This window comes from Achromobacter sp. 1L-A-4-B-C2 (assembly GCF_057291955.1).
Genome location: NZ_JBXAWP010000002.1, coordinates 194330 through 218780 on the forward strand (window position 1 = coordinate 194330; position 24451 = coordinate 218780).

The following is a 24451-nucleotide window of genomic DNA, read 5'->3' on the forward strand; positions in this document are numbered from 1 at the left end:
CCGTCGCCAAGGCTACGCGGTCGGGCGCTTGAGCTGGGCGGCGTCGGCCATCAGATGGCGGGTCAGCTCGGCCAGTTGCTGGTCCTTTTGCTGCAATTGCGCGAGCAGCGTTCCCGCTTGCGCGTCGGACGCCGCCAAACGCGCCAAGAGCGCTTGCTCGTTGTGCCGGGCCGTTGCCAGCGCATCCTGGGCGGAGGTCAGCGCGCCCTGCAATGCGGCTTGGGCGGCCTCGCTGGCCGCCTGCGTGGTGGCGTACCGCGCCTGCCCAGCCATGGTTTCCGCCCGCGCGTCTTGCGCCGCCTTTTCGGCCATGCCCCTGGCCTCCTGCGCCTGACGCAATGCCGCCGTGTGTTGCTCCCCCTGTTTTTGCGCGGCCAACTGGGCCTCGTCCAGCCGCGATTGCAGCTTCTTTGCGGCGACGCGTTCGGCGTCCAATTCGTTCAGCCAGCGCTTTTCGTGCGCCGCATGGCGCGTTTGCAGCGCGTCCAACGCCTGCGCATGCACGCCTCGCATCTTTTCGGCTTCGGTCAGCAGCGTCTGCACCGCGCTTTGTGCGTCTTGCAACTGCCCGCGCGCCTGCTTGAGTTGTTCGTCGCGCTGGCGCACCGCTCGTTCGGCGGCCTGTAGCCGCTCTTCGGTGGCCGCGAGCTGGGCCGTTGCCACCCGTAGCCCCTCTTCCAGGTCTTTTTCACGATTCGCCAATTGCGCATCGCGCTGCTGCAATCGTTCGGCTTGTTCGGCCAGCCGCTCCCCCTCGTCCGCCAGTTCCTGCCAGCGTTCACGGTAAGCATCTGCCTGTTGCGCGCGGGCTTCGGCCAAAGCAGCTTCCCAGAAATGGGTGGCGGCTTGGGCAATGGGGTCGGGCACGGCGGGTGGCGCGGCAAACGCGCCAGGGTCCTTGATGCGGGCGCCCAAGGCGCGAAACCAGGTTTCCAGGTGCGGACTGACGGTGTTGGGCGAGCCACGGCCGATTTTCTGCCGTACGCGCTCGATGGTGGGGCGCGCCCCTTCCAACAGCAGCGCATCCGCAGCGGTCCAGACGTCGTTTTGGGTGATTCCTGTGGCCATCGCCATTTCCTTGTCATCGCCGCATTTCGCGCGGCGTCTCGGCTGAGTTACTCACGATAATGGAACCTTATCGTGACCTATTTGGCCGTACCGTTAGATATCATACAGCATACATATGTATAAATACATATGGCGGGGCGACAGGCTTCTGTGCAGGGAGCGGTGCAAAAAAGCCTCAAAAACCGCCTCTTCGCTCGCGCCAGGGGCCGCGTCGTGCCCGAAACCCGCCCGCTTCCGTATAGTGCTGAAGTCTTTCCCGTTTGCTGCCCCTGCCCGTTCCGATGTCGTTGAAATTGCTGGCTTCGCTGCCCCTGCTTGACCCGCACGCCCTGGATACCCAGGCGGACGCCGCCGTTCGCGGCCTGATGCGCGAAGGCAGTTCCGCCAACACGGCGGCCAGCTACCGGGCGGCGATCCGCTACTGGACCGCCTGGTTCGAACTGCGCTACGGCCAGCGCTTCGCCCTGCCCTTGCCCGAGGCGGCCGTCGTTCAGTTTGTGGTGGACCACGCGCAGCGCGCGACGGATCAAGGCTTGAAATGGGAGCTGCCCCTGGCGTTGGACCAGGAACTGGTGCGCTTGAAAGCCAAAGGCCGACCAGGGCCGCCCAGCTTGAACACGCTGCTGCAACGCCTGTCGGTACTGTCGAAGGCGCACGAGCTGCACGGGTATCCCAACCCGTGCCGCGCGCCTTCCGTACGCGAATTGCTGGCCAAGACGCGTCGCGCCTATGCCCGCCGGGGCATGGCGCCCGCCAAGAAAGCCGCCCTGACGCGCGAACCCTTGCAAGCCATGTTGGCCACCTGTGATGCGTCGCTGCGGGGCATGCGCGACCGCGCCCTGTTGCTGTTCGCCTGGGCCAGCGGCGGCCGCCGGCGATCCGAGGTGGTGCGGGCCACCGTTGAGAACGTGGTCCGCACGGCGGACGGCTATCTATATAGCCTGACCCAATCCAAGACCAATCAGGCAGGCGCCCGCCGTGCGGACGACCAAAAGCCCATTACCGGGTCCGCCGCCAAGGCGCTGGACGCCTGGCTTGCCGCCAGCGGCATCCGCCAGGGCCCGATTTTCCGGCGGGTACGGCGCGGCGACGTCGTGGGCGAACCGCTGGCCGCCGCCGCCGTGCGCGACATCGTGCTGGAACGCTGCAAGCTGGCTGGCCTGGATGGCGAGTTTTCGGCGCATAGCCTGCGGTCTGGCTTTGTCACCGAAGCGGGCCGGCAGAACGTGCCGCTGGGCGACACCATGGCAATGACCGGCCATGCCAGCGTTGCCACGGTCATGGGCTACTTCCGGGCCGGCGCCGCGGCCCACTCGCCGGCCGCCCGCCTGTTGGACGAACCGGACCTCAACGCCCTATAGATGCCCGCCGCTTTTGCCGTAAACCTCGGGTTGCGCTACCAGCCACCCGCATCGCGCGTCACCGTCGCGCCGTCGTTGCCCTGTCGCCCATTGTCCTTCCCTGATTCCCGCCTAACCAAAACTCCATGCGAATCAATCTACGCGGGCTTGTGCTTGCGCTTACCGTCCTTAGCGCCATCGCGGCCACTGCCAATGCCCTGTACGCCAGCTACCTGGTGCAGCGCGACCAGCTCATCACGAACACGCTGGAGTCCAACCGGGTCTACGCGGCCAAGCTGGCCGAAAGCACCACGAATTTTCTGAAGTCGGCTCAACAGCAGCTGGCCTACAGCGCGCGGCACCTGGCAACGCAGGTTGACGCGCCCGATGTGCTGGCCGCCGAAGTCGCGCGCTTGCAGGAACAGGCCAACGACTTCAACTCGGTCGGCGTCATCAGCGCGGACGGCACCCTGCTGGCTACCACGCAGACGTTCCGGAACTTTCTGGGCACCCGGCTGGACAGCCCGGGGACTCGCGCCGCGCTGCGCGCACGACAGCCGCTGATCAGCAAGCCGTATGTGTCAGTCGCCGGCAACATGCTGGTCAACCTGTCGCACCCCATCTATTCCAATGACGGCAAATACCTGGGCTACATTGCGGGCACCATCTACCTGCGCAACGACAGCGCGCTGCAACAGCTGCTGGGCAAGCATCATTACCTGGACGGTTCATATCTGTTCGTGGTGGATAGCGACGGCCACCTGATCTATCACGTCGACTCGACCCGGGTCGGCGAAAACGTGATGCGCAATCCGGTCGTCGCGGCCGTCACCCAAGGCAAAGCGGGCTCGCAACGCGTCGTCAACACCAAGGGCGTGGACATGCTGGCGGGCTACGCGCCGGAACCGCTAAGCGGATGGGGCATCATCGCGCAACGCCCCGCCGAGGTGACGCTGGAGCCGATATACGAACTGATCTGGGCATTGATCGGCTACGCGGCGCCCCTGGCCGTGGCGTTCCTGCTGGCCATCTGGTGGTGTGCCCGGCTGATCTCCCTGCCCCTGTCGCAACTGGCCACCAATGTGGAACACCACGACGTGGCCATCGCCATGCAGCGCGTGCAGTCGGTCAGGGCCTGGTACTTCGAGGCGGAACGGCTCAAGCGCGCGGTGATGTCCAGCATTTCAAGCCTGCAGGACAAAATCGGCAAGCTGAACCAGGCCAATATGACCGACCCGCTGACCGCGCTACGCAACCGGCGCGGCATGCAGGAGGCGGTGGACCATCTGCAAACCGCCGGCACGCCCTTCACGGTGGTGGCGCTGGACATCGACCACTTCAAGCGCGTGAACGATACATACGGCCACCCCAAGGGCGACGAGGTGATACGCGGCATGGCCGACCTGATGCGGCAATGTTCGCGTCCGTCAGACGTGCTTTGCCGCAGCGGCGGGGAAGAATTCTTGATGCTGCTGCCGAATGTGGGCGTGAAAGAAGCGGCCAACGTGGCCGAGCGCCTGCGCAAGCACACGGCCGGCCAGCCTGTGTCCGGCGTGGGCGGCGTTACCGTGTCGGCCGGCGTGGCGCAATGGCGCACCTCTGTCGGCGATGTCGCGCAGGTTTTCCAGGCGGCCGACGCCGCGCTGTATGCGGCCAAGGCGGAAGGACGGAACCGGGTGGTTGTGCACGGCGCGTAAGGCGCCGGGCTTGCCCCGCCCCGCGGGGCTTCGCACCGGACCCAGGATGCGCAACGCATCCTGATTTGACGACCGTGTCTGCCACGGTCGTTGTTTTCTTGCGCTGATTTCGTCCTGCTTAAGGGCAAAGACGACATTCATGCTGCCCCCCTGACACTCATATTCGTAGTCGTCTTATTTGATTACGCGGCGACGCTCACCATAATGCGCCATGGTCATTGCGATGTTAATGACTAGCCGCTGACGGCGAACGCGTTCCGGGTTTTTCTGCGCTTGCCGTCGTGTTCACGCGGCGTTCTTTCCACGCGCTTTCCACGTCCTTAGCGACCCGCCTTTTGGCCGGCCGCCGGGGAGCCTTTTGTCCAACGCAACACAACATAAAACCAGGGGTACTCATGAAAGCAGCAAGCATCAAGCGCGGTGCGCTGGCCGTCGCATTGGCCGCCTTGACGGGCGGCATGGCCCACGCTTCCACCACCAGCGTCACGCTGTATGGCGTCATCGATCTGGGCCTGGCCTTTGAACGCCGGCATGACAACGCCGAAAGCGCGTCGCGCTCGCATGTGGGCATGCGCGACGGCACGCAATCCGGGTCACGCTGGGGCCTGCGCGGCGTCGAAGACCTGGGCAACGGCTACAGCGCCTTCTTCCGGCTTGAAAGCGGGTTTCACGCTTCGGACGGCACGCAGGCGCAAGGCCGGCTGTTCGGACGCTGGGCGTATCTGGGCCTGCGGGGTGATTTTGGGGAATTGCGCGCGGGCCGCCAGCAGGTCCTCAGCGACAGCTGGGGCGGCATCGCCTCGCCCTTCGGCACCTCGTGGGGCGGCGCGTCGGCATCCGTCACGTCGGGCTACAACGACGGCGACTTCGGCACCGGTGGCCGCGTCAATAACGCCTTTATCTATCGCACGCCCGTCTGGGCGGGATGGCAGGCAGGCGTGGGCTACAGCTTCGAGGCGCACGACAACGATCAATTCTCCACCGCCAACCACGACCGCGTCTGGACCGCCGGCCTGCGTTATCGCGACGGGCCTTTGTCCACCGCGCTGACCTATGAGTATTTGAATCCGGACGCCAGCGTGCCGGGCAAGCTGACCTCGCGCAACGTACAGCTGGCCGCCGCGTACGACTTCGATTGGATGAAGTTGCATGCCGGCTACGGCAATCTGCGCAATCCGAACGTGGGGCCGTCGGCGGGCGTACGCCGCGTCAATACCTTCGTGGGCGGCGTCAGCGTTCCGGTCAGCGGCAGCAGCAAGGTGTTGGCTGCCTACCAGCGCGCCACCAGCTCGCACATCAAGGGCTGGGGCCTGGGCTACGAACATGATCTGTCCAAGCGCACGAACTTCTACGCGCTGCTGGACCGCGTGGACCGCAACCAGTCCCATACCCTGCAATCAGTGGTGGGCATCCGCCACCACTTCTAAGCGCTACCCTGCCCGGCAGCCTGCCGGACTTGGTTAACAGCGCTGCCCCAGCCGCGAAAGTGGCTGGGGCAGCGGGCTACAGCATGGCCGACAAGCGCGGGCGCTAGACCAGCATTGGCCAGTACGTGGGCGACAGGCATAGCCACATGTCGGCGCTCATGCCGTCGGGCTTGCGCTTGGGCAGGCCCGTGCGCCGTTTAAGGGTGTCGCCCCGGCACGCGAAGACGATGCTGTGCGCGCAAGACGTATCGCTGACTTCGATGACCGAGCCCAGGAACTGCTTCTTGATGCGACCCAGGTACGTGCTGAACTGAAAGTTCGAGGCATGGAAGTTGCACACCATCATGCCGTCGGGTGCCAGGGCGTTGAAGCAGGCTTCATAGAAGGCGTCGGTCGTCAGCTGCGTCGGCAGGCCATTGATGTCATAGCCATCGACCAGCACCGCGTCGTACTCGTTTTGATATTGCCGAATCAATTCCGCACCGTCGCCTTGCAGCACCGCAAAGCGGTCGTCGTCGCGCGGCACATGGAAGGAATCGCGCAAGGCGATGACATGCGGGTTGATTTCGTAGACGTCGATGCGCGCGGACGGCAGATGCTGGTAGCAGAATTTGGCCAACGATCCGCCGCCCAGCCCCACCATCGCGATGCGACGAGGGTTCGGGTTGAACAGCAAGAACGCCATCATGATCCGGGTGTATTCCAGATTGAGCGCCGCCGGGTCTTTCGTCCACATGCGGCTTTGGATCTCAGAGTGCGAAAACATCAATGACCGTGACGTCGACGTGGCATACACGAAAGGTCGGACTTGATGATTGCTCGAAGTGTTTTCAGGCATTCCAGGCTCACTGGCAAAGAGGTGATGCTGCGTGCGACGCTTGCGCCCAAACGAAAAGCCGCCGACGCGGCAAGGCGTTGACGGAAGTCGGGCAAAAGGGGGAAGAGAAAGTCGCGCGCTACACGTTCAAACGGCGCACACAAGGCGCGCCGTCTGGGTGTTTGCTAGGCAAGAACTACGCCCGCGTAGGCGGGCGCAGCTAGAAGAACTACTTGGATGACCGCGACGTATCGCTGTCTTCAGAGGTTTCGGAATCCGCGTCGATGGAATCGATTTCCGATTCCTTGTTCGCGTCAGGGGCCGTCCAGTTCAGGGGCGGAACCTCGAAGCGCCACTTTTTACCAACCAGTTGATGCGACATGAGCGTTCTCCTATGCGTGGGTGCGTGGCTTTCCCGCCAAAGCAATGCACCACGGGTTCAAGCGTGCCAAGAATGCCCGGTAATTGCGGGGTGGGTGCGCAAGGTACTGCGTAGTCTTGCGCGGGGTACTACTGGATGGCTTAGGCAAAAACTGCTGCGTCAGCCGGGGCATTCAAACGGGGGCAATGCAAAACAAAAAGCAAAATAAGTTTGCCGGCCAAAAATTCCTGCAACGGTTGTTTTTAGTTGTTCTTGGTTTTTTTCAGCGTTGGTTTATTTTGGCTGGCAATTAAAAGATCTTAACATATTTATCAGTGAAAAAGCAAGCAGATAATGGAATAAGCCATAAAGCTTGACGCTTGAGAATGACCGTTCTACGATTCCTGAATCCCACGCAGAATGATCGTTCTCCGCAATGAACTCCAGTTTGGACGTGCCCTCTTCGACCGCCGCCGCCGCTGTCACCACCCCCGAACCCATGACGCAGACGCAGGAACGGCTGCTGCGCGCCACGGAACATTTGATCTACCAAGGCGGCATCCATGCCACCGGTATGGATCTCATCGTGAAAACCTCGGGCGTGGCGCGCAAGACCCTGTACAAGCACTATCCCAATAAGGACGCGCTGGTGGCTGCGGCGCTGGCCGCGCGCGATGAACGCTGGATGCAGTGGTTCGTCCACGCCACCACGCGGGCCGACGCGCCGCGCGACCGACTGTTGTCCCTCTTCGACGCGCTGCAAGAATGGTTTGAGTCCGACGGCTTTCGCGGGTGCGCCTTCATCAACGCGGCAGGCGAAATCAGCGATCCGGCCAATCCCATCCGCCAGGTGTCGCGGCTGCACAAAGCCCGTTTGCTGGACCATGTACGCGGCCTGGCGCAACGGGCCGGCCTGGCCGACCCGGACGAAGCCGCGCGACAACTGCTGGTACTGATCGACGGCGCTATCGCCGTGGCGCTGGTCACGGGCGACGTGTCCGTGACCGCCACTGCGCAACGCGCCGCCGCCGCCCTTTTCCCCCCACAAGAGGTTCGCCCATGACATCCCAACCCAATGTCCGCCCGCCGCTGCCGCCTTTCACGCACCAGAGCGCCGTGCAAAAAGTCCGGCTGGCCGAAGACGGCTGGAACAGCCGCGACCCCGACAAGGTGGCGCTGGCCTATAGCCTGGAGACGCAGTGGCGCAACCGCGCGGAATTCGTCAAGAACCGCGACGAGGCTCGCGCCTTCCTGGCGCGTAAATGGGCGAAAGAACTGGACTACCGCCTGATCAAGGAGCTGTGGGCCTACACCGGCAACCGCATCGCCGTGCGTTACGCCTATGAATGGCATGACGATTCCGGCAACTGGTTTCGCTCATACGGCAATGAAAACTGGGAGTTCGGCGAAGACGGGCTCATGACGCATCGTTACGCCTGCATCAACGACTTGCCGATCAAAGACGCCGACCGAAAATTCCGCTGGCCGCTGGGCCGCCGTCCGGATGACCACCCCGGCTTATCCGAATTGGGGCTTTGACAAGAGCATTGCGGGCGGGGCACCCGGGCGCCTGTCCCCCGGGCGCAATCCGCTACCCGCCCGCGCCCTGCTCCATCGCAATCATTCATCGCAATCATTCATCGCAATCACTCATACGCCTTCAGCAACTTTCCCAGCAGGCGGCTCAGCTGCTCCTGTTCAGCCTGCGTCAACGGCGCCAGCACGTCGGCCTGATTTTTCAGGTGGGCCACCAGCGCCTCGTCGATCAGCTTGATGCCGGCGCGCGTCAGCATCACCAAGGTGGCGCGGCCGTCGTTGGGGCTGGGCGTGCGGGCCACCAGGCCCGCCTTCTCCAGGCGATCGATGCGGTTGGTCATGCTGCCCGACGAAATCATGGCGTCTTCGTAAAGCGCCGTCGGGGTCAGCGCGTACGGCTTGCCACTACGGCGCAAGGTGGCCAACACATCGAATTCACCCGGCTGTAGGCCAAATTCAGCAAATAGCGGGTTGATGCGGTCGCGCGTGATCACCAGCGCGCATTCGCCCAAACGCCCCAGCACACGCATCGTTGATACGTCCAGCTCGGGGCGTTCACGGTTCCATTGCTCGACGGCACGGCTTGCTCTGTCCACGGTTCTCTCTCCATTTATCTTGACGTCAAGATAAAATCCAAATATCTTGACGCCAAGATACTTTACCGGACGGCATTGCGGCAACTCCCGCCGTGCATGCCGCCGCCCACGGAGCTGTTGTGTCATCGACTTATTTGAACGCCTGGCGCGTTGCCGCCATCATCCTGGTGGGCTTGAACCTGCGCCCCGTCCTGGCCTCCGTTCCCCCTTTGCTGGACCGGTTGCAAGCCGCTATTGCGCTATCCGACAGTGCGGCCGGCCTGTTGACGGCGCTGCCCGTATTTGTGATGGGCCTGGGCGCATTGAGCGTCGCGCCACTGCGCCGCATGATGCGCGAACACCACGCCATCGCCGTCGGCGTAGCGCTGGTGATGGCGGCCACCGCATGCCGCCTGTGGGCCCATGACGCCAACTTGATGTTGCTGACGGGCGTTATCGCCGGGCTGGGCATCGCGGTGACGCAGGCGCTGCTGCCCTACACCATCAAGGCGCAATTCTCGTCCGGCGTCAGCGCCATCATGGGCCTGTATTCCACCGCCATCATGGGCGGCGCGGCCGTGGCCAGCGTGGCTTCGCCCGTCCTGGCCGAGCGTGTGGGCTGGCCTCAGGCATTGGCGGCCTGGTCCGTGCCCGCGGCGGCGGCTTTGCTGTGCTGGCTGCTGGTGTACCGATTGGGTGCCGTCGCTCCGTTGGCGACGAAGGCGACGAAGGCGACGAAGGCGGCGAACGCGATGAACCCGACGAACGCGACGAAGGCGGCGAACGCGACGAACGCGGCGGGCCAACCGGCCTCCGGGCGTTCGCACCGGTGGTTGCTGGCGGTGTTCTTCGGCCTGGGCACCGGTGCCTACACGCTGGTGCTGGCCTGGCTGCCGCCCTATTACACGGCCTTGGGCTGGACGCCGGTGTCGGCCGGACAACTGCTGGGCGCCGTGACGGTGGCCGAGATCGTGGCCGGCTTGCTGGTGTCGGCGGCAATCGGCCGGCTGCGCGACCGCCGGGTGGCGCTGTTTACGGCCATCGGTTTGCTGACGCTGGGTTTGTTGGGGCTGATTTTCGCGCCCGTCTTGCTGGCGTGGCCTGCCGCCGTGCTGGCCGGGCTGGGCATCGGCGCGCTGTTTCCGCTGTCGCTGATCGTCACGCTGGACCATGCGTCCACGCCTGCGCAGGCGGGTCGGCTGGCCTCTTTCGTGCAGGGCGTGGGCTACTTGATCGCCGCCCTGTTCCCGTTCGTGGCGGGCGTGATCCGTCAGCATCTTTCAGGGCTGCGGCCGGCCTGGATGCTGATGGCCGGCATCTGCCTGATCTTGTTCGCCATCGCCGCGCGGCTGCGCCCGCCTCACGGGAACGGCAAGGCATGACGATATCAGCGCGGCGCCGCACTTCCCGGGCGGCGCGTGGTGCGGCGGACTAGTCGTCCGGCGTGATGGCGGGGTCGGCCAAGGGGTCGGCCAAAGGGCCTGCCAACCTGCCCGCGGTGGGGCCGTCAATATGGCCCAGCGGGCGCGTGGGATCCAGGCGGTCGCGCACGCGCTGCTTCAAGATCTTGGCCTCTGGGAAGCCGCCGTCGCCTTTTCTATCCCAGATCAGGTCGCCGTTGTAGGTGATCTGGAATATGCCACCGGTGCCGGGCTGCAATACCACTTCGCCCAGATCGGTGGAAAAGGTGGACAACAGTTCTTGCGCCATCCAGGCGGCACGCAGCAGCCACTGGCACTGGGTGCAGTAAAGGATGACGATGCGGGGTCGGAAGGCCGGTGTGCTCATGGCGAAATATTCTATGCCCGGCCTGGCAAAGTCGCCAGATGCACCTGCGTGCGTCTCCAAACACGTCCCACACGCGCGCCACATGCGCCGCTCCACATGCGCCCTACACGCGTCGCGCATGCATCCCACATCCGCCCCTGCTGCATGCGGCATTCATGGATAATGTCGGGTTTTCCCGGGTGTGCAATGCGCCCAGAGTCTTGCCATGAAGTCTGCTGCATCTTCCTCCAGCCAACGCTGGCTGATCGGCCTGTTGATGGGCCTGGTCACGCTCACGCCGATGGGCATCGATATCTACCTGCCTTCGCTGCCCGCCATGGCCGCCGGGTTTGGTGAACCCGTCAGCGCGTTGCAGGCCAGCATTACGCTGTTCATCTTCGCGGTGGGCCTGGGCCAGATGCTGATCGGGCCCTTGGCCGACCGCTATGGCAGGCGACCCGTCGCGCTGGGCGGCGCGTTGGCGTATCTGGCCGGATCGGCGCTGGGTGCGGCCGCGACATCCCTTGATGTGTTCTATGTGGCGCGGGTGATCCAGGGCCTGGGAGCCTGTTCGGCTTCACTGGTGGCTTTTGCCGCGGTGCGTGACCGTTTCAGCCCTGCCGTGGGCGCGCGCGTCTACAGCTATTTGAACGGTGCACTGTGCTCCGTGCCGGCGTTGGCGCCGATGCTGGGCGGTGCGCTGGCGGTGCATGCGGGCTGGCGCAGCACGTTTGTGTTTATGGTGCTGTTTGCGCTGGGCCTGATGGTGCTGTTGGCACGCCGCTTTGAAGAAACACGCGTGCCGCCCAGCGGCCCGCGCGGCGCGCTCTACAGCCTGCGCCGGTACCTGCCCATCGTGTCCAGCGGACGCTTCCTGTACTTCGCCATGTTCGGCATGGCGGGCATGGCAATGATCCTGGTGTTCGTATCGGCCGCGCCCGTGGTGCTGGTGCAGCAGTTGGGCTATTCCGAGCTGGGCTTCTCGGCCTGGTTCGGCGGCAATGCCGCCATCAACATCGCGGCGTTCTTCCTGGCGCCCACCTTCATTGCGCGCTTTGGGCGCCATACGATGGTGCGGGTCGGCATGGTGGCGCTGCTGCTGGCATCGGCCATGCATGCCGCCGCCTGGTGGTGGATACCGCAAGCAGCCTGGGTGTTCATGCTGCCGGTTGCCGTGCTGACGGTGGGCTTCTCGCTGGCCTTGGGGTCGGGCTTGAGCCTGGCGCTAGAGCCGTTCGCCGAACGCGCCGGCACGGCCGCCGCCGTGTATGGCTTGTTCCAGATGAGCGGGTCGGCCATTGTGGCCACCGTGTTGCTGGACACCGGCGTGGCGCCGCAAGCGGCGATGGCCCTGATCGGCGCGGTCATCGTCCTGCCCTTGCTCTTGCTGTCTCCCGCTATTGCGCGGCGGCTGCGCGGCTGAACCGACGCGCGGGGGCTTGCGCTAGTATCCAGGAATCGACCTTCCTGGAAACGACATGGCCCCGGATTCCCAGAACAACGACGCCCTGCTGTTGCGCACGTCGACCGACGGCGTGGTGACGCTGCGCCTGAACCGCCCCGCGCAATTTAACGCCTTGTCCGAAGGCTTGCTGACCGCCTTGCAGGAACAGATCGACGACTTGGCGGGCGACGCCACCGTGCGTTGCGTGGTGCTGGAATCCGCGGGCCGGGCCTTCTGCGCGGGCCACGACCTGCGCGAGATGCGCAGCCAGCCCAGCCTGGATTACTACCGTGCGCTGTTCCGCCAATGCAGCCGCGTCATGCAGGGTTTGCAGGCCTTGCCCGTGCCCGTCATCGCCAAGGTGCAAGGCATTGCGACGGCGGCCGGTTGCCAATTGGTCGCCAGTTGCGACCTGGCGGTGGCGGCCGACTCCGCGCGATTTGCCGTGTCCGGCATCAACGTGGGTCTGTTTTGTTCAACGCCGGCGGTGGCGCTCAGCCGCAATGTGTCGGCCAAGCGCGCCTTTGAAATGCTGGTCACTGCCCGCTTCATCGATGCCGCGCAGGCCAAGGACTGGGGCTTGATCAACGACGCCGTGCCCGAGGCCGAGCTGGACGCGCGCGTCAACGCCCTGGCGGCCGACATCCTGGCCAAGAGCCCCAGCGCCATCCGCTACGGCAAGCAGATGTTCTACAAGCAGCGCCAGATGGCCTTGGGCGACGCCTACGATTACGCGGGCGACGTCATGGCGCGCAACATGATGGAAGCGGACGCGTCCGAAGGCATCGACGCCTTCCTGCAAAAGCGCGCGCCACGCTGGCAGGCTTAGGCTTAGGCCAGAAAGGCCAGCGCCCAACCGCCCGCCGCCGCCAGCAACACCACCCACACGGCGGACCAGCGGGCATAGACCAGCAACGCGAACAGCAGCAAGGCAAGGCCGAAATCGGCCTTGTTCACAATGGCGCTGGTCCACACCGGGTCATACAGCGCGGCCAGCAATATGCCCACGACGCTGGCGTTCACGCCGGCCAGCATGTTGCGTACGCCGGGCCGGCGCCGCAGGCTTTCCCAGAAAGGCAAGGCGCCCACGACCAGCAAGGCGCCCGGCAGAAAAATGGCGGCCAACAGCACCAGGCCGCCGACCCAGCCCGTCAGCGGGCCGGTGGACAATGCGCCCAGAAAAGCAGCGAAACCGAACAGCGGCCCGGGCATGGCTTGCGCTGCCCCGTACCCGGCCAGGAAGTCCGCACTGGAAACCATGCCGCCGGACACCGCCGTTGATTCCAACAGCGGCAGCACCACGTGCCCGCCGCCAAACACCAAAGCCCCCGCGCGATAAAACCCGGCAAGCTGCGCGGCCGCCGCCGAATCCGACATGGCCGCCCATATCGGCAAGCCCGCCAGCAATGCCACGAACAGGGTCAGCGCCACATAGGCGGCGGCGCGCGACACGGCGTCGGCAGGGTTGGCCAGGATCGGCCGGGGCGGCAATTGCAGCACGGCCACCCCCACGACGACACCCAGCAAGATGGCACCGATCTGGCCCCACGCGCTGGGCAATACGACGGTAATCAAGGCGGCGGCCACGGCCAGGCCGGCGCGCGCGCGATCGGGACACAGTGTGCGGCCCATGCCCCACACGGCCTGGGCCACGATGGCCACCGCCGCGATCTTCAGGCCGTGTATGACGGCTGACCCCGACAGCCATCCAAAATGCGCCAGGCCCATCGCAAAGCCGATCAGCGCAACGGCCGTGGGCAGCGTGAACGCCAGCCATGCGGCCAGCATGCCCATCCAGCCCGCGCGGCGCAGGCCGATTGCCATGCCGACCTGGCTGCTTGCCGGCCCCGGCAGGAATTGGCACAAGGCGACCAGGTCGGAATAGGCGTAATCGTCCAGCCAATGGCGGCGGTCGACAAACTCCGTACGAAAGTAAGCCAGGTGCGCCACCGGACCACCGAACGAAGTCAGCCCCAGGCGCAGGAACACCAGAAAGACCTCCAGACAGGACCCGCGCGCCGCCTCCTCGCGTTCATGGGTGGCGGGCTTGTTTGCGACGTGTTCGTCGTGTGATGGGGGGTGCGGCATGAGGTGGCTTCTAAGTCGGTCGGGGCGCCGGGTTTCCGCCCCTGGATCAAGCTTATAGCCGGGGCGCGCGCGTGTTTCAAGGGCCAGGCGTGCCGCCCGCATGGCCTAGAACTAAACATCATTTATGGCACTTTCTGGCTGGACCAATCTACCGCATCCTACGGCTTCCTGATTCCCTTTCCCTAACAGCGTCTTAAAAGGTAGGCCTATGAGCCAGCGGTTGAATTACTTCCAGGTGTCCGCGGAACTGTCCAGAAGTACATGGACTTCAGCGCGGCAATGAAAAAAGTGCCCGTCATCGAGGAGTTTGGCGATCTGGTCGATATCCGCGCGTCGCAAATCAATGGCTGCGGCTTTTGCCTGGACATGCACGTCAAGCAGGCCAAGCTGCACGGCGAACGCGAACTGCGTCTGCACCATGTGGCCATCTGGCGCGAATCGACATTGTTCTCGGCGCGCGAGCGGGCTGCGCTGGCATGGACCGAGGCGCTGACCACCCTGCCCCCGCATGGCGTGCCCGACCCGGTGTACAGCCATGTGCGCGAGCAATTATCGGAAGCGGAAATCTCGGACCTGACCTTCCGTATCGTTGCCATCAACGGCTGGAACCGTTTGAACGTGGCGTTTCGTACCGTGCCCGGCTCGGCCGACGCCGCATTCGGGCTGGACAAGGCTGGGCTCAACTGAACGCTGGGCGCCGCCCGGCATACCTGCAAAGACCTCAAGGTCTGCAATAGGCGCCTATACCCACTACATCAACGCGCGGATTTGCAGGCCATAGTCGTACGCCTGACTCTCCGAAACGATATTGGTGAAGCCCAGCAGCAGGCCGGGTTGCGGATCCGGCAGCGTGGACCATCTGGACAGCGGGTGCGCGTACAGCTCCTGTTCCAACATGCGGGCGGCCAGCGGCTGATCGCGCTGCCCGGCGTCCATGCGCGCCACCAGATGCATGCCGCCCGGCTGAGGTTCGATCCGCATGCGCGAGCCCAGCGCCGCGCTCAGGCCCCGCGCGGTAGCCGTGCGCCGTTCGCTGTATAGGCGCCGCATGCGCTGGATGTGGCGGCCGAAATGCCCTTCGGTGATGAAGGCCGTCAAGATGGCTTGGTTGAACGCCGCCGCGCCGCCCGACAGCAGGCGGCTGATGCGGTCAAAGCGCGGTACCTGCGCCGGGGGCACCACCAGATATGCCAGCCGCATCCCGGGAAACAGCACCTTGCTGAACGACCCCGCATACAGCACCCGCCCCTGCGCATCCAGGCTTTTCAGCGCGGGCAGCGGGCGGCTGACGTAGCGGTATTCCCCGTCGTAATCGTCTTCCACAATCCAGGCGTGACGGCGTTCGGCCCAGTCCAGCAACGCTTGCCGCCGGGGCAACGACAAAGACATCGACAGCGGACTTTGGTGGGCGGGGGTCACCACCGCGGCCTGGGCCAGGTCCGCGCGCGCCAGTCCTTCCGCCACCATGAGGCCATCCGCGTCCACCGGTATCGGCACCGCCTCCAGGCCCGCCTGCGCCAGCAGCGCCCGCGTGGGCGGATAGCCGGGGTCTTCCACCCACACACGATCGCCCGGCGTCAGCAGCGCCTGGATGATGAGTTGCATCGTGAAGTTGTAGCCGGACGTGATGTACACCTGGGCCGGCTGGCAATGAATGCCGCGCGCCACGCGCAGATAGGCGGCAAGCGCCGTGCGCAGGCTTGCCAGCCCATCGGCGGGCGGATAGGACAGGTCGGGCGCTTGCAGGCTGCGCAGTTCGCGCGCGCCCAATCGCGCCCACAACTTGCGCGGAAACGCGTCCAGCGCCGGGATGCCCATCTGAAACGGCAGGATGCGCGCCGGCCGATGCCAGCCGTGGTCGTCGTCGGCGGCCTGCACCGGGGCGACGGCGGCGGGTGCGGCGGCAAGGGGCTGCAAGTCAGGCGCGACGATGGTGCCGGCTTGGCCGCGCGCCTGGATGTAGCCCTCGGCGCTCAGCAGCGAATACGCCACTTCGATGGTGCCGCGCGCCACGCCCATTTCCTTGGCCAGCGCGCGAGCCGACGGAATGCGGTCGCCGGGCTTGAGCGTGCCCTCGGCGATGCCGCTGCGAAACCGCTCATAGACCTGCCGATACAGCGGGTCGGAATCGCCGGCGCGTAGCGGCGGCAAGGCATCGGGGCGGCTGATCATGGCATAGTCCAAAGTTCAATTTATGGCTCTTCAAATTATGGCATGGGGTTTCTACGATGACGGCTGACATTTGATGGCCCCAACACTCCTATGCCGATTACCCATGCCATGACCGACCCCGACCTGAATCACATTGACACCGACGCCGACCTGCGCGCCTGCCTGCCCTTGATGCGCCAGTTGCGCCCGCACCTTGCCCACGCCGACGACTTTGTCGCTCGCATCGACCGCATGCGCGGCCAGGGCTATCGGCTGCTTGCCGGTATCGACGCCGGACAGGCGGTGGCGCTGGCCGGCTACCGCTTCCAGGAAAACCTGATCTACGGACGTTTCGTGTACGTGGACGACCTGATCGTGGACGACACGCGTCGCGGCGGTCGCTGGGGCGCGCGCCTGTTGAGCGCCCTGGACGACATTGCGCGCCAGGCCGGTTGCGCCAAGCTGGTGCTGGATACGGGCCTTGCCAATTCCCTGGCCCAACGCTTTTACTTCCGCCAGGGCCTGCTAAGCACCGCCCTGCACTTTTCCAAGAACCTGGACGCCGTCACCGCATGAGCATTCTTCACATTCATTGCAGCCCGCGCGGCCGGGCATCGGAAAGCCACCGCTTGTCGCAACACATCATTGAACGGCTGCTCAGGGTGTCTGGCGATGCCGCGCCCGCCGTCATCGACATCGACGCTACCCGCCTGCCCAACGTCGATGACGATTACGCCGCCGCGTTGAGCTCGCCCGTGGACCCCGCCGACGACGTGCTGGCGCGCGGCGCGTTGCGCCAGTCCAGCGAACTGATCGACGCGTTGCGCCAGGCCACCCACATCGTCATCGCCACGCCCATGCACAACTTCACGGTGTCGGCGGCGTTGAAAGTCTGGATCGATCACGTGGTGCGCGTGCGCAGCACGTTTCGCATCACGCCCGAGGGCAAGATCGGCAACTTGCCGGACCGGCCCGTGTATGTGGCGGTGTCGTCGGGGGGAGAATTCTCTGGCGAGGCGGCGCGCCAGCCGGACTTCCTGACGCCGTACCTGACGCATGTGCTGGGCACGATAGGCTTGAAGAACGTGACGTTTTTCTCGGTGCAGGGCACGGCGCGCGGCGACGCGGCATTGCAGGCCGCGCGCGCATCGGCCCAAGCCGCCATCGCCGCGCATCCCATGGCCGCCTAGTCCGTTCATCCCATTGCCCGATCAGGCGCATCAGACGACCGGGCGCAACGTGGTGATTCTTCATAAGTGCTTGTTTACCAAGCCCTTTGGCCACGTCCGCCTATTTAATCGGGTCGCATTGACAGCGCGGAAACGCCGGCACTACGCTAGGCCGCACGCCAGGGCGCCCCATGTCCAAGCCCCCGCCTTGGCCATCGGATCATCGGGCGCCAGACGTAGCAGCCCCTCCGAAGTTCCCTGCTGGAGACGCGTATGACCTGGCGCCAGCCCTTGTTTCGGGCATTGATCGTGCTTGCTCTATTCGTAGGACTGTCGCCGCCGTCCCAGGCCGCATGCAGCGACAAGAAAATATTGTCTCTGTCCGACGAGGGAAAATCGGTCAAGGCCATTGCCAAGGCCTGCAACATGGCGGCGGCGAAGGTGCGCGCCGTGGTGGAGGCCGATGACAATGCCGCCGACGACGTTGCGGCGGCCGCGCCCGTCGACGTGCCACGCAAGCTGCCTTCCGGTGCGGGCCTGGCCAGCTGCGACTGCCAGGGCACCGTGCCCTACGGCGACAAGGCGCCCGAACAACGCTGCCAAAGCGGCACGTCGATCGCTACCCCGTGCGCCGGCTACTGCCCGCCACGCGGCATCGCCCCGTGGCGCCGCGTGTGCAGTTAGCGGCAGTCGTGGCCGCCGGCATACCGACCCGCGCGGTCCGCGTTGCGGGCGTCACGGCGGGCACAGGTGTTCACAGGTCCGGCCGCGCATGCACTTGATGCAGGCGCAGGCCGTCGCGGCGGGTGATTTCGAAGGTCCATTCATGCATGCGGATCGTGTCGCCGGCATCGGGCAAGCGGCCCGCCGCGCGCAGCAGGCATCCGGCCAAGGTGGCATCGGGGTATTCGTCCACCAGGCCCGGGGTGTTCAGCAGCCGCGCGGCCTCGCCCACCGACAAGCCGCCTTCCAGCAACCACGAGCCGTCGGACAGCTGCAAGGCTTCGGGCTGGTCTTCGCTGTGCTCCGGCAGTTCGCCGCCCACGGCCGTCAAGACGTCCATCGGCGTGACCAGGCCTTCGCACACGCCGTGCTCGTCCACCACGATCAACATGTGGTCGCGCGAGGCGCGCAGCTCTTCAAGAATCTTCAACACCGGCGTGGTTTCCATGACGTAGCGCGGCTCGCGCGCCAGGTCCACCAGGTCGATAGGCCCGGGGTTGCGCAACAGCGGCATCACGTCCTTGAAATGCAGCACGCCCAATACATTGGACGCATCGCCCGCGCATAGCGGCAGACGCGAATGGCCGGTGGCGAATTTGCGCACCACCGCCTCGGGCGTGTCGGCCACATCCAGCCAGGTCATGTCGCCGCGCGGCACCATGATGGAACGCACGTCGTGCGCGCCTACCGACAGCACCCGTTCAATCATGGAGCTTTCCTCGGGCGCGAACGCGGGCTCGTCGCCCACACCATCCACCAGCGCCGCCATGTCGTCGGCCTGCTGACCGGGCTGGCCGGGCTGGCCGCTACGGCCGGCGCGCAGCAGGCGCAGAACCGCTTGCGCCGTGCGTTGGCGGCGGCCCAGCGCATGGGTTCCCTTCACGCGATTGCGCCGGGCCAACTGATTGCACAGCTCGATCAAGATGGAAAAGCCAATCGCCGCGTATAGATAGCCCTTCGGCACGTGGAAGTTCAGGCCTTCGGCGACCAGGCTGAAACCGATCATCAGCAACAGGCCCAGGCACAGGATGACCACGGTCGGGTGGCGGCCCACAAAGGCCATCAAGGGGCGGCTGGCCACCATCATCACGGCCATCGCGACCACCACGGCGATCATCATGATGCTCAGTTCCTGCACCATGCCCACGGCGGTAATCACCGAGTCCAGCGAGAACACGGCGTCCAGCACCACGATCTGCAAAATCACCTGCCAGAAGATGGCGTGCTGCGGCTTCTGGCCGGACTCATGGCCCGCGCTGCCCTCGACGCGTTCATGCAGTTCCATCGTGCCCTTGAACAGCAGGAACAGGCCGCCCAGGATCAGGATCAGGTCGCGCCCGGAGATCTCGCTGCCCAGCACGGTGAACAGCGGCTCGGTCAGCGTCACGACCCACGCGATGCTGGCCAGCAAGCCCAGCCGCATCACCAGCGCCAGGCTCAGCCCGATCAGGCGCGCGCGGTTGCGCTGCTCGGGCGGCAGCTTGTCGGCCAGGATGGCGATGAAGACCAGGTTGTCGATGCCCAGAACAATTTCAAGTACCACCAGCGTCGCCAGGCCAAGCCAGGCGGTGGGGTCGTTCATCCAGTCAAAAATCATTGTTGATCCGCAAGTGTCGGGTGGGCGCGCGAGATGGCGCCGCCCTGAGTAGGGAAAGCGTGGTCAATCAAGGGGGATTGGTTGCGGCCCGGCGGTGCGCGGCACGCTATTTGCGGCGTGGCGCGCGCGATGCAAGCCGGCTGAGCGCGCCGATGGAGTCGGGCGGCCGGTCTTGTGGCAGGAAGAAAAGGTGGGCGCCAAGGCGCCCTGCTAGGAGGCGGGTCTTCAGTCATAAAAGGCCGCGTCCGCGAGGCTGCTTGAGCAAACCTTTATCGCGTACACCGCCGAACTCTCGTTCTTACAGGAAGCTGAATGATACCTGAAAGTTGGATTCCCTCAGATGGCCGCAACCGCCCCGCGCGCAACGAAGCACGTTGCACAAGCCGCGTCTACACAGGCCGCGGCACGCGCCCCTGTCGCGCAAGCGGCAGACGCGACGGCGCCCGCGCAGCGGTGCGCGACCCCTGCCAGATGGCTCAGCGCGTGTCCGCGCCGCCGCCCGAGCCGGACGTGGCGCCGGCCCCCGGCATGCCCGCGTTGTCGGGCGCGCCCGCCTTGCCGCCGGGCACCGGTTTGCCACTATGGGTGCCGGATGCGGGCGCCTTCTGGCGCGAATCCGGTTCGCCCTTGGGCGGGGCATTCGAGTCCTTGGCGCCGCGATCGGGCTTCTTGGTGGTTTCTTCAGTCGACGGCATTTTTTTCTGGTCCTCGGATTGCGCGCCCGGCACCGGCTTGCCGATGGCATTGGCGGGCGCCGTCTTTTCGTCAGCGGTGGGCATGGGCATGGAAGGTGGCGGGGCCGCCTGCGCAACCAGGGTGGTTTGCGACGTTTGGGCGGTGGTGGCCTGCCAGGGCAGCGTCGCCAACATGGCGCACAGCAGTAGCAGTTTGTGGCTTTTCATCGTTGTCTCCCAGTTGAAAACAGTGACAAACTACGCGCCAGCGGATAACGATTTTGTACGGATCTCTTTGAACTCATGGGCAAGTAGCGTGCCTGCCCTGACACTGGAGTGATGCATGGACGATCAATCCCCTAAGGACTTACCCGCAGACGATCAGCCGGTTGCCGGCCGACGCGGCTTGCTCAAGGCCTTGGCCGTGGGCGTGCCCGGTGCGGCCTGGGCCGCCAAGGCGGTCGGCGCGCCGACCGCGCCAGCCCCGGCAGCGGGCAACCCCGAAGGCCAGGCGGCCATCTCGCCGTCCGCCCCTCGCACCCTGCAATTTTTCAACGCAGAGGAAGCGAAAACGATGGACGCCATCGCGGCGCGCCTGATCCCCGCCGATGAGCTGGGCCCTGGCGCCAAGGAAGCCGGCGTCACCTTCTTCATTGACGGACAACTGGCCGGTGCCTGGGGCGCGGGCAGCCAGTTCTACCGCCAGGGCCCCTTTGAAAAAGGCACGCCTGAACAGGGCTACCAGCTTTCTTTCACGCCCGCCGAAATGTTCCGGCGCGGACTGGCCGCGCTGGATGCCGCCGCGCGCAAACAAGACGGCAAACCTTACGCGGAACTCGACGAAGCCAGGCAGGACGCCTGGCTTCATGATTTGCAGGGCGGCAAGGCAGACTTCTCCCCCTTGCCTTCCGACGTGTTTTTCCAGGCCGTGCTGGATGCCACCATTGAAGGCTTTTTTTCCGATCCGCTTTACGGCGGCAACGCCGACATGGTCGGGTGGAAGCTGGTGGGCTTCCCCGGCGCCTATGCCTCGTTTTCCAACGACATCGAACGCCACGGCGTGATCTGGGCGGGCAAGCCCGTATCCATCGCGAACGCACGCGGACACACGATGAAACCGGGAGATCAGCATGGCTAAAACATTACCTCCCGTGGACGTCGCCATCATCGGCGGCGGCTGGACGGGGTCGATCATCGGCAAGGAACTGGCCGCCGCAAAACAAAAAGTGGTGGTGCTGGAACGGGGGCAGGCACGCTGGCCGTCGCCGGACTTCCAGGGCCCCAACGTCCACGATGAACTGAAGTACACGCGCCGCCACGAACTGCACCAGGACGCGGCCACAGAAACCTTCACGTTCCGCAATAACACCGACCAGAAGGCGTTGCCGATGCGGCGCTGGCAATTCGCCTACCCGGGCACGCACTTAGGCGGCGCGGGCAACCACTGGTCGGGCGCGTACTACCGCTTCGACCCCACCGACTTTCGCATCCGCAGCCACTACACCGAACGATATGGCGCAAACATCTTCGACAAGGAACTGACCTGCCAGGACTGGCCGGTCAGCTACGACGAGCTGGAACCGTACTTCGACCGCTACGACTACCTGATCGGTGCGTCGGGCCAGGCGGGCAACATCAAGGGCCAGAAGCAGGAAGGCGGCAACCCGTTCGAGCCGTGGCGCTCGCGCCCCTACCCCAACCCGCCGATGAAAGTGCCCTACGCCCCGGCGCTGTTCGGCGAAGCGGCGCGCGGGCTGGGCTATCACCCCTACGTGCAACCCTCGGCGCTCTGTACCCGCCCCTACGTCAATTCCGAAGGGCTGCACATGAGCGCGTGCGTGTATTGCGGCTTCTGCTCAAACTTCGGCTGTGAACATTTCGCCAAGGCCTCGCCCCAGGTGTGCATCCTGCCCGTGGCGCTGAAGATGGAGAACTTCGAAATCCGCACCGGCGCGCACGTGCTGCGCGTAGAGCTCACGCCCGACAAAAAGCGCGCGCGCGGCGTGACCTATGTAGACGCGGCGGGTGAAGAAGTGTTCCAGCCCGCCGAAATCGTGGTCCTGTGCGCCTTTGGCATCAATAACGTGCGGCTGTTGCTGTTGTCCGGCATCGGCAAACCGTACGACCCGGTCACCGACACCGGCGTGGTCGGCCGCAACTACACGCACCAGACCACGTCGGGCGTAAACCTGTTTTTTGACGAAGCCACCAACATCAACCCCTTCATGGGCGCGGGCGCGGTGGCCGTCACCATGGACGACTTCAGCGCCGACAATTTCGACCACGGCCCGCACGGGTTCGTGGGCGGCGGCTACTTGCAGATCCAGGTGGTCAGCGGCGCGCCCATCGGCTACCACCCCACGCCCAAGGGCACGCCGGCCTGGGGCGCCGACTGGAAGAAGGCCGTCAAGCGCTACTACAACCATTCCGCCTCCATCACCATCACCGGCTCGGCCCAACCCTGGCGCGGCGGCTACCTCAGCCTGGACCCCACCTACAAAGACGCCTGGGGCCTGCCGCTGTTGCGCGTCACGTACGATTTTCCGGACAACGACATCCGCATGTCGGCATTCCTGACGGCCAAGGGCGATGAAATCGGGAAGGCCATGAAGGGCATCGTGCGCACCGAACCCGGTCCGCGCAAGCGTCCGTTCTCGGCCACCGCCTACCAGTCCACCCACCTGACCGGTGGCGCGGCCATGGGCGACAACCCGGAAACCAGCGTGGTCAACCGCTACGGGCAAAGCTGGGACGTGCCCAATGTGTTCGTGACCGGCGCGGCGTTGTTTCCGCAGAACTCGGGCTACAACCCGACGGGCACCGTGGGCGCCACCGCCTACTGGATCGTGGAAAAAATCAAGGCGGACTATCTGCGTTCGCCGGGACGGCTGGTGTGATCATGATTGAACATCGCAAAGGCATCTCTATCGCCGTGCTGCTGATCGTGGCGCCACCGCTGGTCACGCTGATTGCCACGGCCCACCAGATGATCGGCACCGGCGGCGACGGGCTGATCCGGGCCCGGGCCGTGACGGCATCGGCGCCACCCGCCACGCAGGCGCCCGCCACCGCACCGGCCGCCTCGGGCGCACCGGGCGCACCGGGCGCCACACCGGGCGCCACCCCCGGCACTGCAGCCGGCACGGCACCCGCGCCCACGGCCGCTGCCGCCCCGCCCAAGCCCCCGGCGCCCGTGCCAAGACGCAGCGCGCTAGACTTCAGCGCATCGCGCCCCGCATGGGAGACCTTTCTGCGCGATGCCGACCCGGCGGCCGGCAAGCAGTTGGCCGCCAACGGCAAACCCGCCGCCGGTGTGCAAGCCTGCGTGGCCTGTCACGGCCAAGCCGGCATCACGCCGTCGGGCGGCATCTTTCCCAACCTGGCGGGCTTAAGCAGCGAATACCTGGCCAAGCAACTGGCCGATTTCCGCAGCGGCGCGCGAGTACAGCCCTTGATGAATACCGTGGCGCGCGCGTTGTCCGAGCAGGAAATCGGCCAAGTGGCGGCGTACTACGGCACGCTGGCCGGGCCGCCCATGCACGTGGGCGAGTTTGGCGGTGACGCCGCCCGCAAGCTGGACGTGCAAGGCGACGGCGCACGCGCCTTGCCCGCCTGCGCCAATTGCCACGGCCTGCGCGGCATGGGCGAAGGGCCGCTGATACCCAGGCTTGCCGGCCAATCACGCGAGTACTTCACCGACCAGATGAACGCGTTTCGCAGCGGCTCGCGCCAAAACGATGACGTCGGGGTGATGCGCGCCTTTTCGCAACGCCTGACCGACGCCGAGATACAGGCGTTGGCGGCCTACTACGCGGGGCCGGCGCCTCAGCAACGGTAAGCGCAGCAGCTTGCCTTTCGCGGCGCCGGGGTTGCGGCGGGTTGCGGCGGGTTGCGGCAGGCTGCCGCACGTTGCCGCAGGCGGCGGCCCCTTTGGCCGCCGCAACGCCCTGCAAGCCCGTCCATGTACAATCCCCACCGCCGTGTCTGCAATGGACGCGGCGATCGCGTTACCGCGAT

At 65.4% G+C, this 24451-nt stretch carries 23 protein-coding genes and 1 pseudogene; 15 read left to right on the forward strand and 9 right to left on the reverse strand.

The window, feature by feature from the left end:
- Window positions 1–12: 12 nt before the first annotated feature.
- A complete protein-coding gene (locus AC0Z35_RS08250) occupies window positions 13–1068 on the reverse strand; it encodes a DNA-binding protein (protein WP_485131751.1) in 1056 nt (351 codons plus the stop codon).
- Window positions 1069–1349: 281 nt separating this feature from the next.
- Here AC0Z35_RS08250 and AC0Z35_RS08255 point away from each other — a divergent pair, with 281 nt between their 5' ends.
- From AC0Z35_RS08255 to AC0Z35_RS08265, 3 genes are all read left to right on the forward strand, one after another.
- Window positions 1350–2429, forward strand: coding sequence for a site-specific integrase (locus AC0Z35_RS08255; protein WP_485131752.1), 1080 nt, complete (start codon window positions 1350–1352; stop codon window positions 2427–2429).
- Window positions 2430–2554: 125 nt separating this feature from the next.
- Window positions 2555–4105: a sensor domain-containing diguanylate cyclase gene (locus AC0Z35_RS08260; RefSeq protein WP_120155581.1), complete on the forward strand. Its 1551-nt coding sequence runs from the start codon at window positions 2555–2557 to the stop codon at window positions 4103–4105.
- Between the two features lie 395 nt (window positions 4106–4500).
- Window positions 4501–5532, forward strand: a complete 1032-nt coding sequence (locus tag AC0Z35_RS08265) for a porin (RefSeq protein ID WP_104145509.1) — start codon at window positions 4501–4503, stop codon at window positions 5530–5532.
- A gap of 103 nt (window positions 5533–5635) precedes the next feature.
- Here the strand turns inward: AC0Z35_RS08265 and AC0Z35_RS08270 are convergent, their stop codons facing one another.
- Together AC0Z35_RS08270 and AC0Z35_RS08275 are read right to left on the reverse strand one after the other, a co-directional pair.
- Entirely contained in the window at window positions 5636–6298 is a 663-nt protein-coding gene (locus tag AC0Z35_RS08270) for a fused MFS/spermidine synthase (RefSeq protein WP_255444215.1), read from the reverse strand.
- Between the two features lie 280 nt (window positions 6299–6578).
- Complete coding sequence (locus AC0Z35_RS08275; RefSeq protein WP_162941212.1) at window positions 6579–6731, reverse strand: hypothetical protein; 153 nt, start codon at window positions 6729–6731, stop codon at window positions 6579–6581.
- Window positions 6732–7146: 415 nt separating this feature from the next.
- Between AC0Z35_RS08275 and AC0Z35_RS08280 the strand changes: the two genes are divergently transcribed.
- Both AC0Z35_RS08280 and AC0Z35_RS08285 read left to right on the forward strand, forming a co-directional pair.
- Complete coding sequence (locus AC0Z35_RS08280) at window positions 7147–7773, forward strand: TetR/AcrR family transcriptional regulator (RefSeq protein ID WP_485131753.1); 627 nt, start codon at window positions 7147–7149, stop codon at window positions 7771–7773.
- Complete coding sequence (locus tag AC0Z35_RS08285; protein ID WP_485131754.1) at window positions 7770–8249, forward strand: nuclear transport factor 2 family protein; 480 nt, start codon at window positions 7770–7772, stop codon at window positions 8247–8249. The genes AC0Z35_RS08280 and AC0Z35_RS08285 overlap by 4 nt, the downstream gene beginning before the upstream one ends.
- A 107-nt stretch (window positions 8250–8356) precedes the next feature.
- On the opposite strand, the gene AC0Z35_RS08290 is transcribed toward AC0Z35_RS08285, so the two are convergent.
- Window positions 8357–8842, reverse strand: a complete 486-nt coding sequence (locus tag AC0Z35_RS08290; protein WP_120155574.1) for a MarR family winged helix-turn-helix transcriptional regulator — start codon at window positions 8840–8842, stop codon at window positions 8357–8359.
- Between the two features lie 119 nt (window positions 8843–8961).
- On the opposite strand from AC0Z35_RS08290, the gene AC0Z35_RS08295 reads away from it, so the two are divergent.
- Window positions 8962–10203 (forward strand): MFS transporter, encoded by a 1242-nt coding sequence (locus tag AC0Z35_RS08295; protein WP_485131755.1) that lies wholly within the window; start codon window positions 8962–8964, stop codon window positions 10201–10203.
- 49 nt (window positions 10204–10252) lie between these two features.
- On the opposite strand, the gene AC0Z35_RS08300 is transcribed toward AC0Z35_RS08295, so the two are convergent.
- Window positions 10253–10609, reverse strand: a complete 357-nt coding sequence (locus AC0Z35_RS08300; protein ID WP_104145515.1) for an Rdx family protein — start codon at window positions 10607–10609, stop codon at window positions 10253–10255.
- A gap of 205 nt (window positions 10610–10814) precedes the next feature.
- Between AC0Z35_RS08300 and AC0Z35_RS08305 the strand changes: the two genes are divergently transcribed.
- Complete coding sequence (locus AC0Z35_RS08305) at window positions 10815–12011, forward strand: multidrug effflux MFS transporter (protein ID WP_120155566.1); 1197 nt, start codon at window positions 10815–10817, stop codon at window positions 12009–12011.
- A 55-nt stretch (window positions 12012–12066) separates the two neighbouring features.
- Window positions 12067–12861, forward strand: coding sequence for an enoyl-CoA hydratase (locus AC0Z35_RS08310; protein WP_219992503.1), 795 nt, complete (start codon window positions 12067–12069; stop codon window positions 12859–12861).
- A gap of 2 nt (window positions 12862–12863) precedes the next feature.
- On the opposite strand, the gene chrA is transcribed toward AC0Z35_RS08310, so the two are convergent.
- Entirely contained in the window at window positions 12864–14120 is a 1257-nt protein-coding gene (chrA, locus tag AC0Z35_RS08315; RefSeq protein ID WP_485131756.1) for a chromate efflux transporter, read from the reverse strand.
- A gap of 208 nt (window positions 14121–14328) precedes the next feature.
- Between chrA and AC0Z35_RS08320 the strand changes: the two are divergent.
- A pseudogene (locus AC0Z35_RS08320) lies at window positions 14329–14807 on the forward strand (carboxymuconolactone decarboxylase family protein).
- A gap of 63 nt (window positions 14808–14870) precedes the next feature.
- On the opposite strand, the gene pdxR reads toward AC0Z35_RS08320, so the two are convergent.
- Window positions 14871–16292 (reverse strand): MocR-like pyridoxine biosynthesis transcription factor PdxR, encoded by a 1422-nt coding sequence (gene pdxR, locus AC0Z35_RS08325; RefSeq protein ID WP_485131757.1) that lies wholly within the window; start codon window positions 16290–16292, stop codon window positions 14871–14873.
- Between the two features lie 108 nt (window positions 16293–16400).
- Between pdxR and AC0Z35_RS08330 the strand changes: the two genes are divergently transcribed.
- The 3 genes from AC0Z35_RS08330 to AC0Z35_RS08340 all read left to right on the forward strand — a co-directional run bounded on the left by AC0Z35_RS08330 (window position 16401) and on the right by AC0Z35_RS08340 (window position 18124).
- On the forward strand, window positions 16401–16847 hold the full coding sequence (locus tag AC0Z35_RS08330; protein WP_104145520.1) for a GNAT family N-acetyltransferase: 447 nt from the start codon (window positions 16401–16403) through the stop codon (window positions 16845–16847).
- Window positions 16844–17461: an FMN-dependent NADH-azoreductase gene (locus AC0Z35_RS08335; protein WP_485131758.1), complete on the forward strand. Its 618-nt coding sequence runs from the start codon at window positions 16844–16846 to the stop codon at window positions 17459–17461. Before AC0Z35_RS08330 ends, AC0Z35_RS08335 begins: the two co-directional genes overlap by 4 nt.
- Before the next feature lie 252 nt (window positions 17462–17713).
- Window positions 17714–18124, forward strand: a complete 411-nt coding sequence (locus AC0Z35_RS08340) for a hypothetical protein (RefSeq protein WP_046805653.1) — start codon at window positions 17714–17716, stop codon at window positions 18122–18124.
- Between the two features lie 70 nt (window positions 18125–18194).
- Here AC0Z35_RS08340 and AC0Z35_RS08345 read toward each other — a convergent pair whose 3' ends face one another.
- Window positions 18195–19760 carry a TerC family protein gene (locus AC0Z35_RS08345; RefSeq protein ID WP_046805652.1) on the reverse strand — a complete coding sequence of 522 codons (1566 nt, stop codon included), beginning with the start codon at window positions 19758–19760 and terminating at the stop codon, window positions 18195–18197.
- A gap of 476 nt (window positions 19761–20236) precedes the next feature.
- Complete coding sequence (locus tag AC0Z35_RS08350) at window positions 20237–20662, reverse strand: hypothetical protein (protein WP_046805651.1); 426 nt, start codon at window positions 20660–20662, stop codon at window positions 20237–20239.
- Between the two features lie 115 nt (window positions 20663–20777).
- On the opposite strand from AC0Z35_RS08350, the gene AC0Z35_RS08355 reads away from it, so the two are divergent.
- Genes AC0Z35_RS08355 through AC0Z35_RS08365 form a run of 3 tightly spaced genes read left to right on the forward strand, consistent with a single transcriptional unit; the run spans window position 20778 to window position 24272 of the window.
- Window positions 20778–21572, forward strand: coding sequence for a gluconate 2-dehydrogenase subunit 3 family protein (locus tag AC0Z35_RS08355; RefSeq protein ID WP_120155558.1), 795 nt, complete (start codon window positions 20778–20780; stop codon window positions 21570–21572).
- Window positions 21565–23331: a GMC family oxidoreductase gene (locus AC0Z35_RS08360; protein ID WP_104145525.1), complete on the forward strand. Its 1767-nt coding sequence runs from the start codon at window positions 21565–21567 to the stop codon at window positions 23329–23331. The genes AC0Z35_RS08355 and AC0Z35_RS08360 overlap by 8 nt, the downstream gene beginning before the upstream one ends.
- Before the next feature lie 2 nt (window positions 23332–23333).
- Window positions 23334–24272 carry a c-type cytochrome gene (locus AC0Z35_RS08365; RefSeq protein ID WP_485131759.1) on the forward strand — a complete coding sequence of 313 codons (939 nt, stop codon included), beginning with the start codon at window positions 23334–23336 and terminating at the stop codon, window positions 24270–24272.
- Window positions 24273–24451 lie beyond the last annotated feature (179 nt).

Coding starts and splice junctions, on each gene's coding strand:
- AC0Z35_RS08250 (WP_485131751.1), bottom strand. CDS start 1,068: ATGGCCACAGGAATCACCCAAAACGACGTCTGGACCGCTGCGGATGCG.
- AC0Z35_RS08255 (WP_485131752.1), top strand. CDS start 1,350: ATGTCGTTGAAATTGCTGGCTTCGCTGCCCCTGCTTGACCCGCACGCC.
- AC0Z35_RS08260 (WP_120155581.1), top strand. CDS start 2,555: ATGCGAATCAATCTACGCGGGCTTGTGCTTGCGCTTACCGTCCTTAGC.
- AC0Z35_RS08265 (WP_104145509.1), top strand. CDS start 4,501: ATGAAAGCAGCAAGCATCAAGCGCGGTGCGCTGGCCGTCGCATTGGCC.
- AC0Z35_RS08270 (WP_255444215.1), bottom strand. CDS start 6,298: ATGTTTTCGCACTCTGAGATCCAAAGCCGCATGTGGACGAAAGACCCG.
- AC0Z35_RS08275 (WP_162941212.1), bottom strand. CDS start 6,731: ATGTCGCATCAACTGGTTGGTAAAAAGTGGCGCTTCGAGGTTCCGCCC.
- AC0Z35_RS08280 (WP_485131753.1), top strand. CDS start 7,147: ATGAACTCCAGTTTGGACGTGCCCTCTTCGACCGCCGCCGCCGCTGTC.
- AC0Z35_RS08285 (WP_485131754.1), top strand. CDS start 7,770: ATGACATCCCAACCCAATGTCCGCCCGCCGCTGCCGCCTTTCACGCAC.
- AC0Z35_RS08300 (WP_104145515.1), bottom strand. CDS start 10,609: ATGAGCACACCGGCCTTCCGACCCCGCATCGTCATCCTTTACTGCACC.
- AC0Z35_RS08305 (WP_120155566.1), top strand. CDS start 10,815: ATGAAGTCTGCTGCATCTTCCTCCAGCCAACGCTGGCTGATCGGCCTG.
- AC0Z35_RS08310 (WP_219992503.1), top strand. CDS start 12,067: ATGGCCCCGGATTCCCAGAACAACGACGCCCTGCTGTTGCGCACGTCG.
- chrA (WP_485131756.1), bottom strand. CDS start 14,120: ATGCCGCACCCCCCATCACACGACGAACACGTCGCAAACAAGCCCGCC.
- pdxR (WP_485131757.1), bottom strand. CDS start 16,292: ATGATCAGCCGCCCCGATGCCTTGCCGCCGCTACGCGCCGGCGATTCC.
- AC0Z35_RS08330 (WP_104145520.1), top strand. CDS start 16,401: ATGACCGACCCCGACCTGAATCACATTGACACCGACGCCGACCTGCGC.
- AC0Z35_RS08335 (WP_485131758.1), top strand. CDS start 16,844: ATGAGCATTCTTCACATTCATTGCAGCCCGCGCGGCCGGGCATCGGAA.
- AC0Z35_RS08340 (WP_046805653.1), top strand. CDS start 17,714: ATGACCTGGCGCCAGCCCTTGTTTCGGGCATTGATCGTGCTTGCTCTA.
- AC0Z35_RS08345 (WP_046805652.1), bottom strand. CDS start 19,760: ATGATTTTTGACTGGATGAACGACCCCACCGCCTGGCTTGGCCTGGCG.
- AC0Z35_RS08350 (WP_046805651.1), bottom strand. CDS start 20,662: ATGAAAAGCCACAAACTGCTACTGCTGTGCGCCATGTTGGCGACGCTG.
- AC0Z35_RS08355 (WP_120155558.1), top strand. CDS start 20,778: ATGGACGATCAATCCCCTAAGGACTTACCCGCAGACGATCAGCCGGTT.
- AC0Z35_RS08360 (WP_104145525.1), top strand. CDS start 21,565: ATGGCTAAAACATTACCTCCCGTGGACGTCGCCATCATCGGCGGCGGC.
- AC0Z35_RS08365 (WP_485131759.1), top strand. CDS start 23,334: ATGATTGAACATCGCAAAGGCATCTCTATCGCCGTGCTGCTGATCGTG.